Below are 15,317 nucleotides of genomic sequence, written 5' to 3'. Positions count from 1 at the left end.
GAAGGTTCCCTTTTTTGTTCTTAGCGCTTGTGGCCGGTGTCGAGCCGGCGTTCCGTGAACATCGAATAGCGCGACATGCCGAAACAGAACAGCCAGAAGACAAAGGCAGCAAACACCAGGCCGGACCTGGCCGTTTGCGGCGTTGCCCAGTTGGGGTCGTTAAAATTCTGTTTGACGACGCCGAGCAGGTCGAACATCGAGATGATCGAGACCAGGCTGGTATCCTTGAACATGCCAATGAAGGTATTGACGATGCCGGGAATGACCAGCTTCAGCGCCTGCGGCAGCACGATCAGGCCCATTTTCTGCCAGTAACCGAGGCCGAGCGAATCCGCACCCTCATACTGGCCCTTGGGGATCGCCTGCAGGCCGCCGCGCACCACTTCGGCCATATAGGCAGCGGCAAAGAGCGAAACACCGATTAGCGCGCGCAGGAACTTGTCGAAGCTGACGCCGGCCGGCAGGAACAGCGGCAGCATGACGCTGGCCATGAACAGCACGGTGATCAGCGGGATGCCGCGCACCGTCTCGATAAAGATGACGCACAGCATCTTGACGATCGGCATCTTCGAGCGCCGGCCGAGCGCCAGCACGATGCCGAGCGGCAGCGACACGGCAATACCGACGAAGGACAGGGTGAGCGTCACCAGCAGCCCTCCCCATAGCGGGGTTTCGACATGCGGCAGGCCGAACACGCCACCAACCAGCAGGATGAAGGCAAAGATCGGCAGCGCCCCGAAGAACAAGATGGCGTTCAGCCCCTTGCGCGGCACCTTCGGGATGAGCAGCGGCACCAGAAGCGCCACGAACAGGATGGCGACCAGGATCGGCCGCCAGCGCTCATCGATCGGATAGCGGCCGAACATGAACTGGCCGAACTTGGCGTTGACGAAGGCCCAACAGGCGCCGGACCAGCCGTCCGGCTGGACGCCGCCCTGTGCCGCCGTGGCGCAAAAGGTACGGTCCGCGCCGGTCCATTGGGCGTTGATGAAGGCCCAGCTGATCAGTTGCGGCAGGATCATCGCGACCAGCACGATGCCGATGATGGTCAGGATCGTGTCACCGGTCGACGCAATCAGGTTCTTACGTATCCAGGCGCCCAGGCCGCGCTCGCTTGCAGGCGCCGACTGTGCCAGCGCCATTTCGACGCGGACGAAGGAAAGATCGTGCTCCTGCATGTCTCTACCTCTCCACCAGCGCCATTCTGGCGTTGACCACGTTCATGACCGCCGACGTCAACAGGCTGAGTGCGAGATAGACCACCATCATGATCAGCACGCACTCGATAGCCTGGCCGGTCTGGTTCAGCACCGTGCCGGTCGTCGCCGTCAGATCCGGGTAGCCGATGGCGATGGCCAGGGACGAGTTCTTGGTCAGGTTCAGATATTGGCTGGTCAGCGGCGGAATGACGATCCGCATGGCTTGCGGAATGACGACAAGCCGCAGGATCGATCCCGGCCGCAGCCCGAGCGCACCGGCTGCCTCTGTCTGACCCTTATTGACGCCCATGATGCCGGCCCGCACGATTTCGGCGATGAAGGCCGCCGTATAGAAGGACAGCGCCAGGTAGAGCGACAGGAACTCCGGCTTGACCTGAAAGCCGCCAGTCAGGTTGAAGGTCGATTGCTTTGGATAATCGAAGCTCAGCGGGAAGCCGCTGAGCGCGTAGGCCAGCAACGGCAAGCCGATGATCAAAGCCGCCGATGTCCAGAACACAGGGAATTGCTGGCCGGTCGCCATCTGCCGCTGACGCGCCTTGCGGGCGACGAACCACGCCATGGCGATGCCGAGAAGCAAAGCAACCAGGATCAGCCAGGAGCCTTCGCCCCACACGGCGCGTGGAAAATAAAAGCCGCGTTGGTTGAGAAAGGAGCTGAACGGCAAATTGATGCTTTCACGCGGCGGCGGCAGCACCGAAAGCACGCCGGAATACCAGAAGAAGATGACCAGCAGCGGCGGGATGTTGCGAAAGACCTCGACATAGACCATGCAGATCTTGCGGATCAGCCAGTTGTGCGAAAGCCGGCCGACGCCAAGGATAAAGCCGATGATGGTGGCGGTGACGATGCCGGCGGCGGCAACGATGAGCGTGTTGACGAAGCCGACCAGAATGGCGCGGCCATAGGTCGAATCCGACGAATAGGCGATGGCGCTGTCACTGATGTCGAAGCCGGCGCGGCCCCGGAGGAAGCCGAAGCCTGACGCAATGCGCAGGCGCGTCAGATTGTCTATGGTGTTTTGGACGATCCACCAGACCAACGCAACCAGCACGATGACTACCACCGCCTGGAAGACTATGCCGCGGACCTTTGGATCATTGATGAAGGAGCCGCGGCTTGGCTCCTCGCGAAGAATTTCCTGCGATGCCATTCGACCATCCCCTGGAAAGAGAAACCGGGAGGCAGACGATCTGCCTCCCGGATCACATTTCGATCAGCGGATCGGCGGAGAGTATTGCAGACCGCCCTTGGTCCACAGCGCGTTGATGCCGCGCGCGATCTTCAGCGGGCTGCCCGACCCGACATTGCGTTCGAACATTTCGCCGTAATTGCCGACGGCCTTGACGATATTGACGACCCAGTCGTTGGAGACGCCGAGATCGGTGCCGATCTTGGTATCGGCCTCCTGGCCGAGCACGCGCTTGATCTCGGGATTTTCCGAGGCCTTCATTTCCTCGACATTGGCCTTGGTGATGCCGAGTTCCTCTGCCTGCAGCAGCGCAAAATAGGTCCACTTGACGATGTGGTACCACTGGTCGTCGCCCTGGCGCACGGCCGGTCCGAGCGGTTCCTTGGAGATGATCTCAGGCAGCACGACGTGGTCGGCGGGCGCGCCCAGCGTCAGCCGGATGCCGTAGAGACCTGATTGGTCGGTGGTGTAGACATCGCAACGGCCGGCGTCATAGGCCGCGTCGACCTCTGACAGCTGTTCGAAGACGACGGGGCTGTACTCCATCTTGTTCGTCTTGAAGTAGTCGGCGAGGTTGAGTTCGGTCGTGGTGCCGCTCTGCACGCAGACCGCCGCGCCCGAAAGCTGCAGCGCGGAATTCACCCCCGGCAGCTTCTTGGCGTTGATCATGAAGCCCTGTCCGTCATAATAGGTGACACCGACGAAGTTCAGACCAAGCGCCGTATCGCGGTTGATGGTCCAGGTGGTGTTGCGCGACAGAACGTCGATCTCGCCTGACTGCAGTGCGGTGAAGCGTTCCTTGGCACTGAGCGGCGTGAACTTGACCTTGGTGCCATCGCCGAACACGGCGGCCGCGACAGCGCGGCAGAAGTCCGCATCGATGCCTTGCCAGTCGCCCTTGTCGTCCGGCGCCGAGAAGCCGGCCAGACCGGTCGACACGCCGCATTGGATGAAGCCCTTGGCCTTGACGTCGTCGAGCGTGGCCGCCGACGCGGCCGAAGCCACCAATCCAAGCGCGGCGGCGCCCAGAATGCCGATTGCAATGTGTTTCATAACCCACAGACCCTTTTCTGTTTTTTTCAGGCGAACCTGACTTTTTTCGGTGTGAACGCAGCTTCCCGTTCCGGCCCATTACCGGAACCCGCATCGCAACCGACGCGCTGCCTCCCATTCACGAACTACATCGAAGGCGATTATCACAGTGAGGTCAAGGAAAATGACCGAAACCCAAAGAGTTTCAAACCATTTGCCGCTAATGCCTGAATTGCAGACAAACGCGCCCGAAAATTAGCCAGCAACTGCGAGGTCCGGCCAACGCGAATCGGAGCTGGCTTCTGAAATCCGTCTTCGGCGAGACAGCGCCCGCGCGTGAATGCCATCGGAGCGATTGGCACAACCAGTCCGCCGGCTGGCGGTTGACGAACGGTTGCGCGGCCAATGCCGCCGCACTATGGCTGGCGCTTCATCAGAGGCGAAGCGCAATGGCAAAAGACGGCAATGAAATGGGCATCAACACGCGGCTTGCCCACTCGGGCAACAATCCGCATGACTATTTCGGCTTCATCAACCCGCCGGTCGTACATGCCTCGACCGTGCTCTTCCCCAACGCGGCGACGATGGCGGCACGCAGCCAGAAATACACCTACGGCACGCGCGGCACGCCGACCACCGACGCGCTTGCCAGCGCCATCGACGGACTGGAAGGCTCGGCCGGCACGATTGTGGTGCCCTCCGGCCTGGCGGCGGTGACAGTGCCGCTGCTCGCCTTCCTGTCGGCGGGCGACCATGTCCTGATTGTCGATTCCGTCTATCACCCAACCCGCAATTTCGCCGACACGATGCTGAAACGGCTAGGCGTCGAGGTCGAATATTACGATCCGCCTGTCGGCGCCGGTATAGCGGCGTTGATCAAATCCAACACCAAGGTCGTGTTCACCGAATCGCCGGCCTCCAATACTTTCGAGGTGCAGGACATACCGGCCATCGCCAGCGCGGCACACGCCGCAGGTGCGATCGTCATGATGGACAACACCTGGGCGACGCCGCTCTACTTCCGCCCGCTGGACCACGGCGTCGACATCTCGATCCATGCGGCGACGAAATATCCGGCCGGCCATTCCGACGTGCTGCTCGGCACGGCGTCGGCCAACAAGGCCTGCTGGAAACAGCTTTGCGAGACATTTTACACGATGGGCTGCTGCGCCGGGCCGGACGATGTCTATCAGGTGCTGCGCGGCCTGCGCACCATGGGTGTGCGCCTCGACCACCATCAGCGTAGCGCTCTGGCGATCGCCGGCTGGCTGGAGGGCCAGCCGGGCGTGGCGCGGGTGCTGCATCCAGCGCTTGCCAGCCATCCCGACCACGATCTCTGGAAGCGCGACTTCTGCGGCTCGAGCGGCATTTTTTCGATCGTGCTCAAGGGCGGCGGCCAGAAACAGCAGCATGCCTTCCTCGACGCGCTCAGGATATTCGGCCTCGGCTATTCCTGGGGCGGCTATGAGAGCCTTGCGGTGCCGGTCTTCCTCGGCGACCGCGTCGTCGCCAAGGGGCCTTATGACGGCCCGCTCATCCGCCTGCAGATCGGGCTCGAGGATGTCGAGGATTTGAAGGCCGATCTGGCGCGCGGCCTCACTGCGGCGGCGGGTTGAGCTACGGTAGCGAGCTTCCAAAACCGATTCAGAAAACGCGCTCAACCTCTTGAAAAGACTAGCCGGATCACGCTGTGTAGCTGCTCCGGCTGGCGGCCGGACCTCGCCTGATCTACCCGCGTAGCGCAACAATATTTCCCAAATCCGCTATTTCTCGGATTGGTTTGGCTTTCGAATTCAGCAGTCTGGCGTCATTGCAAGGCGTTTCAAAGTTCAACACTCCTCGGGGATCAACCCCAGAGTGGGATAAACCCCAGAGCACCCATGGTCTTTCGTCTTTTTTCTCCCATACTGGCCGGCGCGACACTGCGCGAGCGCATGATCGCCTGTTTCGGTGCGACGATCGGCATTGCGCTGACCGGCGCGATCAGTGGCCTCGTGCTCGGCAGCGGCCCGCATGTGCCGCTGCTCGTGGCGCCGATGGGTGCCTCGGCCGTGCTTTTGTTCGCAGTGCCGGCGAGCCCGTTGGCGCAACCCTGGTCGATCATCGGCGGCAACACCATATCGGCGCTCGTCGGCGTGATTGTGGCGCGTTTCATACATGAGCCCGTCCTTGTGGTGGGCATTGCGGTATCGTTGGCCATCGCCGCGATGTCGTTCACACGCTGCCTACATCCACCAGGCGGCGCGGCGGCTCTGACGGCGGTGTTCGGCGGCCCGGCCGTCATCGACGCCGGCTTCCTGTTTCCGTTCGTGCCGGTGGCATTGAACTCGATCGTGCTGGTGGCGCTCGGATACGGTTTTCACAAGCTGACGCGACGGACCTACCCGCATGGTACCACCGCTGCGTCAAAGAACAGCCACGGCACCATCGATCCACCGGCGCAGGAGCGTATCGGCTTCCGGCCCGAGGACATCGATGCTGCGCTCGGCGCTTTGGAGGAGACGTTCGACATCGACCGCAACGATCTCGAACGGCTACTGCGGCAGGTGGAGTTACAGGCGATGGTGCGCACGCACCGGACCTTGCTGTGCGGGGATATCATGTCGCGCGACGTGATTGCCGTGGACGAGCATGCTGATGCCGACGAGGCGCGTCATCTGCTGCTCGATCACAATATCCGGATGCTGCCGGTCGTCGACGCGGAGGCCAAGCTTATCGGCGCCGTCGGACTGCGCGAACTGGCGCGGGCGGCGCAAGCGGTGAAAAGCGTGACAAAGGCCGTGGCGACTGCCTCGGCGAGTGCGCCGGCCATGGGCCTCCTGCCGGTGCTTACCGACGGCCGCAGCCACGCCGTCGTCATCGTAGACGACAACCAGCACATCCTCGGCCTCATCACGCAGACCGATCTGCTGGCCGCAACGGCACGCGCGCAAGCTGGCGACAAGGCGTTGGCGGAAGCGGCAGCGTAAGCGGTGCCGGCCGCCGGGAAAAATGTTCGGGAACCTTTTCGCTGTTAGCCCGTCCAATGTTTCGATCGGAGGATTTGCTTCCGGTCATGAGATTGGCTCGCGATGAGGAAACCGGCCATATCTGCAACCGTCATGCCCGCCGCATCTGGCGAGATGCAGCTTGTCGGCCGTGCGCTGGCGCGCGAGGGCGGAGCCTTCCACACGATTATCAAAATGCACAACCAGCGACTCTATCGTATCGCCCGCAGCGTCGTCCGCAACGACAGCGAGGCTGAAGACATCGTGCAGGAGGCCTATGTCAGGGCCTTTGCCCAGCTCGGGGATTTTCGCGGCGAATCCTCTCTCGCCACATGGCTGTCACGCATCGTCATCAACGAGGCGCTTGGGCGTTTGCGCAAAAGGCGGCGAACGGTAGCGATGCCGCAAAATCTCCAAGCCGAAATCATCGAGTTCCCCCTCAATCCCAGCGACGATCCGGAGCGGATGATGGCGCAACGGCAGATCCTCGAGCTTGTCGAACGGGCGACCGATCGACTTCCCGATGTCTACCGGACAGTATTCGTGGCGCGGGTGATCGAGGGTCTCAGCATAGACGAGACCGCCGAATTACTCGATGTGCGGCCCGAAACCGTCAAGACCCGGCTGCACCGAGCCCGCGCCCTAGTCCGCAAGGCGCTGGCCGATCAGATCGGCCCGGTGCTGCTCGATGCCTTCCCCTTCGCCGGCCGCCGGTGTGAACGGCTGACCGCCGCGGTGATGCAGCGGCTTGGCTTTACCAGCTGATTTTCCCGAATTCCCGGGAACGTTTGCCCCCTTCCGGCATCCAAACGTCGTCAACTGAAAATGCCCGGAGCCAACTGCGTCCGGCGAAGGAGAACGTCATGTTTATTCGATCGACCACCGCACTGGCAGCGCTTTTCCTGCTCAGCGCAGCGACGTTGGCGCAAGCCTCCGACAAGCCGAGCGACCCGCAGATCGCCCACATCGCCTACACAGCCGGCGTGCTTGACGTTGAGGCGGCCGTGCAAGCGCTGAAGAAATCGAAGAACAAGGAGATTCTCGATTTCGCCAAAGACATGGTGCGAGACCATGAAGCCGTAAACAAACAAGCGCTTGACCTGGTCAAGAAGCTCAACGTGACCCCAGAGGACAACGCCACCAGCAAGGCGCTGACCAAGGCGGCGGACGAGGAACGGGCGAAGCTCGCCAAGCTCGACGGCGCTGCGTTCGACAAGGCCTATCTCGACAACGAGGTCGCCTATCACAAGCAGGTCAACGGCGCGCTCGAAACCCTGCTGATCCCCTCGGCCGAGAATGCCGAACTGAAGAGCCTGCTGGAGACCGGCCTGAAGCTATTCCAGGGCCATGAACAGCATGCCGAACATGTCGCCGGCATGCTGAAATGAGAACAGCACCGACGGTGTCGAAACGGCATCTGTGGATTGCAATGGCGTTGACTATTGCTGCCGCACCAGCCAGAGCCGAAACGATTGGGGTGACGATCGAGAAGCTTGTATTTTCGCCCGCAAGCATTGAGGCGAAGGTCGGCGACACGACCGTGTGGGTCAACAAGGACGTGTTCGCCCACACGGCGACCGTCAAAGGCGGCTGGGAGGTGACGATCCCGCCGAAGACATCGGCGAGCATGATCCTTCAGAAGGCGGAAGCGTTCGACTATTTCTGCCGCTTCCACCCCAATATGAAAGGCCGTCTGACGGTGAAGTCGCCCTAGCCATGCCAGCGGAGACCGCCCTGCGCGCGCGCAGGGCGGTCGGGCGGCGTCAGGCCGCCTGGTAGCGAGGCGCCGGCTCGCCGGTCTGCGTCGCGGTGAACGACATGGGTTATCTCCTGAACGTTGAGGGCTCAAATGTTGAGCGCTCAACCAACTAGCCAAATCTGCGCCCCTTTGCAATGCTTCAGCCCTCAACTATTTTGTAAGGATGAAAAAAACAGTCGAATCGTTCACATCGCTAAAAGGTCGGGGCGAGCCAGACGCGGAAGCGCCCGGCATGCCGAACGATTTCGTCTGCATCAATTCGTCGCTGCGCCGTGCGGCGCGGCGGCTTGGCCAGTTGTATGACGTGGCGTTGGTCCCAACCGGGCTGACGTCAACGCAAACCCTTCTGCTCGGCCAGATCGATCGGCTCGCGGCCGCTTACGGCGATGACGGGCCGACGCTGCAGGTCCTCGCCGGCCGCCTAGCGATCCAGATCTCAGCGCTGACGCATGCCCTGCGGCCGCTTGTGCGCGACGGTCTAGTCGAGGTCCGCCACGATATCCACGACCGGCGAACCAAGCATGCTGTGCTGACGCCGCTCGGCAAGGCGCGATACCAGCAGGCATATGTCGTGTGGGTCGAGGCCAACCGGCGCGTAGAGGCGATTCTGGGGGCGGCCGCGGCCGAAAAGCTGAGGAGCCTCGCCGACGATGTCGCCTCGCAGGACTTTCTCGACGCCTATGTTTCGGGCGCGAAGCCGCCGAGCAGCACCGAATCGTCGGAGTGTTAAAGCGCCGCGCGCCCTTTGGGACGCGCTATGGACGGTCTGATTTTGCGCGACCAGCAACCGCTCGGATGCAGGCGGACGACAATCTGTGCTAAAATAACGCTATGAAAGCCTGGCTGGAAGCCGCAAAGCGCCGGGCGCGCGATATCAAGCTCGATGTCGTCGCCCTGTGGTTCGCTGCACGCGATCGTCGGGTGCCCTGGTTTGCGAAGTTCGTTGCCGGGATCGTGGCCGCCTATGCGCTTTCCCCCATCGACCTCATCCCCGACTTCATTCCGGTGCTCGGCTATATCGACGATCTGATCATCGTTCCGCTCGGCGTAGTCCTGGCCATAAGGCTTGTTCCGCCGTCGCTGATGGCCGAATTTAGGGCGCGGGCTGCCGCGCTCGAAAAACAGCCGCAAAGCAGGATGGGGATGTTCATTGTCGTGGCGCTCTGGCTGGCTCTGGCAGCTTTGCTGATCTGGGCGTTCTGGCCCACGCACGCCAAATAGTCCGACCAGGCCTGCACCTGGAGCAGCCTTGCCTGCTGCTAAAACCCAAGTGCCAGCCATGCCGTCCCGGCAAGCAGCGTGACCAGCGTCAGCGGTAGGCCGACCTTGAAGAAGGCGGCGAACGACAGTGGTGTGCCGGAGACCCGCGCGTACTCGGCGACGATCAGATTGGCGACTGAACCGAGCAGCGTGAAATTGCCGGCCAGCGTCGAGCTCATGGCGACGACCAGCCAGGCTCGCTCGGGGTCTTCCAGGCCGGGTATGAACGGCCGCAGCGCCAGCACGGCCGGAACATTGCTCATGATGTTGGACAGCACCGCGGTGAAGCCGGACAGCCGCCAGACGTCGTCCAGCCCGAGGCCTTTTGCCGAGGCTATGATGTCGGGCGTGAGCAGCGTCTTCTCGGCGCCGGCGACGACGATGAACAGGCCGGCGAACATGAACAGCAACGGCCCGTCGATCTCGCGGTAGATGCGCGCCGGCTTTATGGCACGGGTCACGAGAAGAATGGCCCCGCCGATGAGCGCCGCCTTGGCGACCGGAACGCCGGCAAAGAAGGCGATCGCCAGTCCGATGCAGACCACCACCGCCTTGAGTACCTGGCCCGGCAACATGCGGCCGCGATAGACTTCGGGGCTGACTTCGGCCTTGCGCGCGAACTCGGCGCGATAGACGATGCGCACGATGACGACGACGGCGACGAGGCCGAACAGCGCGACCGGCGCCAGGGCCGCCGAAAAGGCCGGATAGGAAATCCCCGACAGCGCGCCGATGACCATATTCTGTGGGTTGCCGGTGATGGTGGCGACACTGGCGCAATTCGACGCCGTAGCGGTGGCGATCAGATAGGGGACAGGGTTTCGGTTGATGACGCGGGTGACGTGGACGACGATCGGCGCCATGACCAGGCAGATCGCGTCGTTGACCAGGAACGCCGACAGCACCCCGGTCAGCAGCGTCACCATCACAAGCAGCATGAACGGCGCATGCGCATGCTCGATGGCAATGGCGCCGAGCGCACGGAAGGCGCCCGAGACTTTCAGATGCGCCACGACGATCATCATGCCGAGCAACAGCGTGATCGTGTCGAAACTGATGGCGCGGTATGCGTCCTCCAGGCTGAGTGCGCCGATGGCGATCATCGCCGCACCGCCGAGCAGCGCGATGCCTGCCCGGTCGAGGCGCAAGCCGGGGAACCTGCCGACGGCGACGCCGGCATAGGTCAGGATCAGGATCAGCAGTGCCGCCGCGCCCATCAAAGTCATTCGTGGAAAAGCCCCGTTCAGATCCGCCCTGTCCCAGGCCCTAAGGGCAGCCGGCGCAAGCTGTGATTCCTGCCGCCATACTCACCCGAACTCAATCCGATCGAGCGAGCCTTTTGGCAACATCAAAGATTGATGTGACGCGCACGGCGTCGAACCATTGGCGCACATCGGCCAACAGACAATCACACCGGCAGAATATCTCGTAAAACGTTGGGTAGGGTTCCGTCAAAAGATGAAAGGTTTGGAAGAGGCCCAAGCTCATCGAAATCGTGGGCTCTATCATGCCCTGAACACTCGGCTGACGCGGGGAACAAGCAGCCGATTGCGGAGTTGGAACGGCGGTAGAGGTTTGCCGGTATGAGACCCACTCCCGTGCTGCAGTACATTTATAGGATAATTGCTCGCGACGTTTTTCTCGTGCTTGCGCGTGACGCTCTTTGCGCGGCGTGGCCGCAATGACGCAGCGCGATCGTAACGCCACTTCACCACGGGAAGACAAGAAGGACGGCATAGGGCGAGCACTTGGACTCGGCCTTATCACCGGCGCCGCCGACGACGATTGCTCGGCGATCGGCACCTATGCAAGTGCCGGCGCGCGCTTTGGCCCGGACCTGCTTTGGACCGCTCCTGTAACGCTGCCGATGATGTACACGGTCGTGTATCTCTCGTCGAAGCTTGGACAGGTTTCGGGCCGCGGCCTCTTTCATGCGATCAAGGACTTCTATCCCCGATGGCTGCTCTGGGCTGTCCTGGTGGGCGTGCTGATCGGCAACACGATCGAAGCAGCCGCCGATCTCGGCGGCATGGCTGCATCCATCAACATCTTCCTTCCTGTTCCGATCCCCCTCATTGTGATTGTAGTCGCGGCCGCGATCTTTGCTCTCCAGCTTTGGGGCTCTTACACGCTCATACGCAACATCTTCCACTGGCTCGCGCTGGCCCTGCTTGCCTATGTCGGCTCGGCCATCATGGCGAAGCCGGATGCGGCAGCCGTGCTGTGGGGAACCCTTGTTCCGAAGATCCAGTTCAGCCGCGAGTTCCTGTCCATTCTGGTGGCCATCATCGGCACCACCCTTTCAGCCTATCTTTACACCTGGCAGTCGAATGAGGAGGTGGAGGAAGAGATTGCCGAGGGGAGAACGACGCTGAGGAAGCGCAAGGGCGCCACCGACGGTGAACTGCGCCGCTCCCGCCGCGATATCCTGATCGGCATGATTTTTTCCAACCTCATCATGTACTTCATCATCCTGTCGACAGGGTCTACGCTCTATGAAGCCGGTGAGCACGACGTCGAGACCGCCGCTCAAGCAGCCGAAGCTCTCAAGCCGCTCGCTGGTGCAGCCGCCGGCGTACTGTTCGCTGCCGGCGTGATCGGGGTCGGGTTCCTTGCCGTTCCGGTCATGACGACAGGTGCCGCATACGATCTGGCGCAGGCGGTCGGGTGGGAGCACAGCCTTCATGCCAAGCCGCGTGAGGCGCCAAAGTTCTATATCGCGATCGGCGCCTTCACGCTGATTGCTGTTGGCCTGAATTTCCTGGGTTTCAACCCAATGAAGGCGCTCGTCTGGTCCGGTATCGTGCAGGGCTTTTCCACGCCGCCACTGCTTCTTCTCATCATGCTGATGACGAACAACCCGCGGATCATGGGAGACAAGGTCAACAGCCGGACAACCAACGCCCTGGGGTGGGCTACTACGATCGCAATCTTTTCCGCCTCTTTGGGGCTGGTGGCGACCTGGTTTATCTAGGTCACCATGACTCGCGCTCATGCCCGGCAATTCGAGCTCACTTTCAATGAAGGAGTTGGCAATGAAGGAGTTGGTCTGCACATCTGCCGCAGCTACCGCGCTCCCGGCGGCAGGGCCAAGTGCGCGTGCTTGTGGAAGATCGCAATCTTGTCGGGATAGGTAATCCGGATCTCGCGTCCGCATCCCTCGCACTTGTAATGGGAAACGACCTGAAACCAGCTGCCGTTCTTGATGACGGTGAAGTTGCACTGCGGGCATTGGAAAGTCAGGCCAACAGAGAATAGGCTGGGAGACAGGGACATTGCAGCACTTCTTGTCAGTCCGGCGGATCGACGACGAAGGATGCGGCAATCAAATCGTCGGCATCGATTCTACCCTTGCCGTCCTCCAGGACTGCTGCGACCTTTCGAAAGGTCTTCAGTTCGTTTTCGGTAATCCGGGCGCCGCGCATCCTTTCAGCGAGGTCAGCCACGCGTATTCGCAGCGCCTGCGACGCTCCAATCTCACGGTTCGACATGGTGATCACATTCCTCGTCGCTCGACTTCCCGCCGCACCTTTCGGCACGGCGGGTCCAGTCGCTTAGCTCATTCGATGACTTTGATGATCTTGCGCGTGCCCGGGTCAACCACAACGGTCCGGTTGTCGACCACCACGTAACGGTATTTTGTGTCGGGGACTTCATGAAGTTCGACGGTTTCGGGCAAGGTTGAACCGATATTGAGCTCCACTCCAGGGATTTTCACCGATGCCAGCGGCTGCTTTTTGACATATTCCCTGATGACGGTCTCCTGTTCAGGCTCGATGACTACGTCCTGAGCGGCAGCGGCGCCGATACCGGCCAGCAACAGAAACCCAGCGGCTGCAGTGGAAAGACGCATACTCATAAGTGCCTCCTTGATGTGAGCTCTCTTGCGCTGAACGGCATCGTCTTCGCGCCAGGCTCACCAAACCTCAGGCAGCCGCAAACGTTCCTTGGTTGGGCTTCGGTCTGATTCGAGACGGGACCTAAGTCTCACCTGTTTTTGCGTAGTAGCCCGGACACCGCGCTACCCGGAACTGCGGCTGCTCGTAGCAGTTGCTAGCTGTGAGCTCACGCAAGGAGCCAATGGAAAATGGCGTCCACCAAGCCCGCTGGTTACTCGCTGCAGTCTTCGCCGTATCGATCACGTTCCTGGCGATAGGAATCATTGGTAGCTAGAGGCACCCGATTTGAGATCCGCGCAGCTAAGTCCCTCCTGCGCTGATAAGCGACCACCCGCCATTTCCCGATTTGGCGGGTGGTCCGCAATCCTGCTGACCAAGTCCGCCCGCGCGAGGCCTGTCCGGGAAGCCCCATCGCCCTTAACCGAACTGAAAACCAGCCCAGCAGCAAATAACCGTGGAACCTTTCAAAGCCGCATGCCTTGTCCGTTCTCCATGGAAGGAGGTGCGAAATGAGCCTTGACATAGGAAAAGTCGCCATAGCCCTGCTTGGCCTGCTTGCCTACAAGAATAAGGATAAGATCGGCGAGTTAATCGCCGGCAGGAACTCGACAGATGCCAAAAACGCTGGCTCCACCGGCGGGCTCGGGGACATCCTGGAGCGTCTCAGGAATGCGGGTGCGGGCGATCAAGTCGATTCCTGGGTTGGTACAGGATCGAATCGCCCCGTTCCGCGCGACCAAGTCGAGAAAGCGATCGACCCGCAAACGTTGAGCGATCTGGCGGAGCAAACCGGTTTGTCCCGCGAGGAACTTCTCGACCGGCTCACAAGTGAACTGCCCGACGCGGTGGACAAGCTTACTCCCGACGGCCAGATGCCTGTGAGCAAAGGGCCAAATCTCCTCGACGAGGCACCTGGAGCCAGTCGCACTTAGCACCAGGCTGAAAAATGAAAGCCCGCGCCTCCTGGCGAGGACGCGGGCCGATCAGCGTCGATCCAATGAGTCCGGAATGGACAACGAAAATGCTGGCGATCCCGACAGGATTCGAACCTGTGACCATCGGCTTAGAAGGCCGGTGCTCTATCCAGCTGAGCTACGGGACCGCTGGCCGACGCCAAGGCCGGCAAATTTATGCGCTGGGACGGCTGCCCGGCATTTGCCGGTCAATGCGTCCAGGGCGTCCTGCGGTCATAGCGGAAATTTTCCGCATAGGAAATCTGGCGGCGCTTTGATTCCTTCGGCTCCTCGACGCGGTAGGCCAGCCCCTCTTTCTCCGCATAGGCCACCGCCTCTTCCCTTGTGTAGAAGGTGAGCCTGATCTGGCTCCGCATGTCAGCCGACGTGGTATAGCCCATCAGCGGATCGATTTTCTTGCGCATCTCGGGATCGAATTCCAGCACCCAGTGGCCGGTCTTGGCCTTGCCGGACTGCATCGCGGTTTTGGCTGGGCTGAAAATGCGCGCGGACATGAACACCTCGTTACTACGTGCAAGCGGCACCGCCGCTGTATTCCCGTCATTACTGCGCAATGCTGCCGGCGGCAAGGCCGAGCCTGCCGAACCCGCTTCACGCCGGGCCACCGACGATGATCGCGCGAGGTGACGGCCGTGGATAGGACGAGAGATCGCAGCGGGCGTTTTCTTCCCGGCGGGGACGTTTTAGCCGGGTTAACGGCAGCGTGTTATCCGGGTAAACGGCAGCGTGCCGCTGGACAGCAACCTGGGTGCCTGAGGTGGCGCTGCCGCGAAACCGTTGCGCGGGCCGGCATTTCCCACTCCGCTCTCGACCCGAGCCTGCGTTTGTTCCGTTTTCGTCTTTTAGGGGTTGCGCAGCCAAGCCCGGAACCCTATACGCCGCCAAGGACTCGGAGTGTAGCGCAGCCTGGTAGCGCATCTGGTTTGGGACCAGAGGGTCGGGAGTTCGAATCTCTCCACTCCGACCATCCATTCACCGGAAATCATCGGCCGTGCTG

16 protein-coding genes, 2 tRNA genes and 1 pseudogene are annotated in these 15,317 nt (G+C 61.5%); 11 read left to right on the top strand and 8 right to left on the bottom strand.

What is annotated here, in order from left to right; translation table 11 throughout:
• Positions 1 to 20: 20 nt before the first annotated feature.
• From AC0L18_RS12240 to AC0L18_RS12230, 3 genes are all read right to left on the bottom strand, one after another.
• Positions 21 to 1,178: an amino acid ABC transporter permease gene (locus AC0L18_RS12240; protein ID WP_027155356.1), complete on the bottom strand. Its 1,158-nt coding sequence runs from the start codon at positions 1,176 to 1,178 to the stop codon at positions 21 to 23.
• Between the two features lie 4 nt (positions 1,179 to 1,182).
• Entirely contained in the window at positions 1,183 to 2,370 is a 1,188-nt protein-coding gene (locus tag AC0L18_RS12235) for an amino acid ABC transporter permease (RefSeq protein ID WP_473492414.1), read from the bottom strand.
• 63 nt (positions 2,371 to 2,433) lie between these two features.
• Positions 2,434 to 3,462, bottom strand: a complete 1,029-nt coding sequence (locus AC0L18_RS12230) for an amino acid ABC transporter substrate-binding protein (protein WP_128169208.1) — start codon at positions 3,460 to 3,462, stop codon at positions 2,434 to 2,436.
• Positions 3,463 to 3,890: 428 nt separating this feature from the next.
• Here AC0L18_RS12230 and AC0L18_RS12225 point away from each other — a divergent pair, with 428 nt between their 5' ends.
• The 7 genes from AC0L18_RS12225 (at position 3,891) to AC0L18_RS12195 (ending at position 9,408) form a co-directional block, all read left to right on the top strand.
• Entirely contained in the window at positions 3,891 to 5,057 is a 1,167-nt protein-coding gene (locus AC0L18_RS12225) for a cystathionine beta-lyase (protein ID WP_473492413.1), read from the top strand.
• Positions 5,058 to 5,321: 264 nt separating this feature from the next.
• On the top strand, positions 5,322 to 6,410 hold the full coding sequence (locus AC0L18_RS12220) for an HPP family protein (RefSeq protein WP_473492412.1): 1,089 nt from the start codon (positions 5,322 to 5,324) through the stop codon (positions 6,408 to 6,410).
• A gap of 102 nt (positions 6,411 to 6,512) precedes the next feature.
• Complete coding sequence (locus AC0L18_RS12215) at positions 6,513 to 7,193, top strand: RNA polymerase sigma factor (RefSeq protein WP_473492411.1); 681 nt, start codon at positions 6,513 to 6,515, stop codon at positions 7,191 to 7,193.
• A gap of 98 nt (positions 7,194 to 7,291) precedes the next feature.
• Positions 7,292 to 7,816 carry a DUF4142 domain-containing protein gene (locus AC0L18_RS12210; protein ID WP_473492410.1) on the top strand — a complete coding sequence of 175 codons (525 nt, stop codon included), beginning with the start codon at positions 7,292 to 7,294 and terminating at the stop codon, positions 7,814 to 7,816.
• On the top strand, positions 7,813 to 8,142 hold the full coding sequence (locus AC0L18_RS12205) for a cupredoxin domain-containing protein (protein WP_473492409.1): 330 nt from the start codon (positions 7,813 to 7,815) through the stop codon (positions 8,140 to 8,142). Before AC0L18_RS12210 ends, AC0L18_RS12205 begins: the two co-directional genes overlap by 4 nt.
• Before the next feature lie 277 nt (positions 8,143 to 8,419).
• The gene (locus AC0L18_RS12200) at positions 8,420 to 8,917 is read left to right on the top strand and encodes a MarR family winged helix-turn-helix transcriptional regulator (RefSeq protein WP_473492408.1); all 498 of its coding nucleotides are present in this window, start codon (positions 8,420 to 8,422) and stop codon (positions 8,915 to 8,917) included.
• Between the two features lie 101 nt (positions 8,918 to 9,018).
• The gene (locus AC0L18_RS12195; RefSeq protein WP_287174243.1) at positions 9,019 to 9,408 is read left to right on the top strand and encodes a YkvA family protein; all 390 of its coding nucleotides are present in this window, start codon (positions 9,019 to 9,021) and stop codon (positions 9,406 to 9,408) included.
• A 38-nt stretch (positions 9,409 to 9,446) separates the two neighbouring features.
• Here the strand turns inward: AC0L18_RS12195 and AC0L18_RS12190 are convergent, their stop codons facing one another.
• Entirely contained in the window at positions 9,447 to 10,673 is a 1,227-nt protein-coding gene (locus AC0L18_RS12190; RefSeq protein WP_473492407.1) for an anion transporter, read from the bottom strand.
• A 25-nt stretch (positions 10,674 to 10,698) separates the two neighbouring features.
• On the opposite strand from AC0L18_RS12190, the pseudogene AC0L18_RS12185 reads away from it, so the two are divergent.
• Together AC0L18_RS12185 and AC0L18_RS12180 are read left to right on the top strand one after the other, a co-directional pair.
• Positions 10,699 to 10,787, top strand: a pseudogene (locus tag AC0L18_RS12185) (transposase); the annotation flags it as partial.
• 341 nt (positions 10,788 to 11,128) lie between these two features.
• Positions 11,129 to 12,421, top strand: coding sequence for an Nramp family divalent metal transporter (locus AC0L18_RS12180; protein ID WP_473492406.1), 1,293 nt, complete (start codon positions 11,129 to 11,131; stop codon positions 12,419 to 12,421).
• Positions 12,422 to 12,737: 316 nt separating this feature from the next.
• Here the strand turns inward: AC0L18_RS12180 and AC0L18_RS12175 are convergent, their stop codons facing one another.
• Together AC0L18_RS12175 and AC0L18_RS12170 are read right to left on the bottom strand one after the other, a co-directional pair.
• A complete protein-coding gene (locus AC0L18_RS12175) occupies positions 12,738 to 12,938 on the bottom strand; it encodes a hypothetical protein (RefSeq protein ID WP_023800633.1) in 201 nt (66 codons plus the stop codon).
• Positions 12,939 to 13,006: 68 nt separating this feature from the next.
• Complete coding sequence (locus AC0L18_RS12170; protein WP_023800634.1) at positions 13,007 to 13,306, bottom strand: DUF1236 domain-containing protein; 300 nt, start codon at positions 13,304 to 13,306, stop codon at positions 13,007 to 13,009.
• 549 nt (positions 13,307 to 13,855) lie between these two features.
• On the opposite strand from AC0L18_RS12170, the gene AC0L18_RS12165 reads away from it, so the two are divergent.
• Positions 13,856 to 14,278, top strand: coding sequence for a YidB family protein (locus AC0L18_RS12165; RefSeq protein WP_128185518.1), 423 nt, complete (start codon positions 13,856 to 13,858; stop codon positions 14,276 to 14,278).
• 93 nt (positions 14,279 to 14,371) lie between these two features.
• Here the strand turns inward: AC0L18_RS12165 and AC0L18_RS12160 are convergent.
• Positions 14,372 to 14,448, bottom strand: a tRNA-Arg gene (locus AC0L18_RS12160).
• Between the two features lie 60 nt (positions 14,449 to 14,508).
• The gene (locus AC0L18_RS12155; RefSeq protein WP_473492405.1) at positions 14,509 to 14,814 is read right to left on the bottom strand and encodes an ETC complex I subunit; all 306 of its coding nucleotides are present in this window, start codon (positions 14,812 to 14,814) and stop codon (positions 14,509 to 14,511) included.
• Positions 14,815 to 15,210: 396 nt separating this feature from the next.
• On the opposite strand from AC0L18_RS12155, the gene AC0L18_RS12150 reads away from it, so the two are divergent.
• Positions 15,211 to 15,287: transfer RNA gene (locus AC0L18_RS12150), tRNA-Pro, on the top strand.
• The last annotated feature ends 30 nt before the right edge of the window (positions 15,288 to 15,317 follow it).

The sequence above is a fragment of the Mesorhizobium sp. WSM4819 genome, from assembly GCF_055811215.1.
Note: the sequence above shows the minus strand (reverse complement) of the source record. Positions and strands in the feature narration are given on the sequence as shown.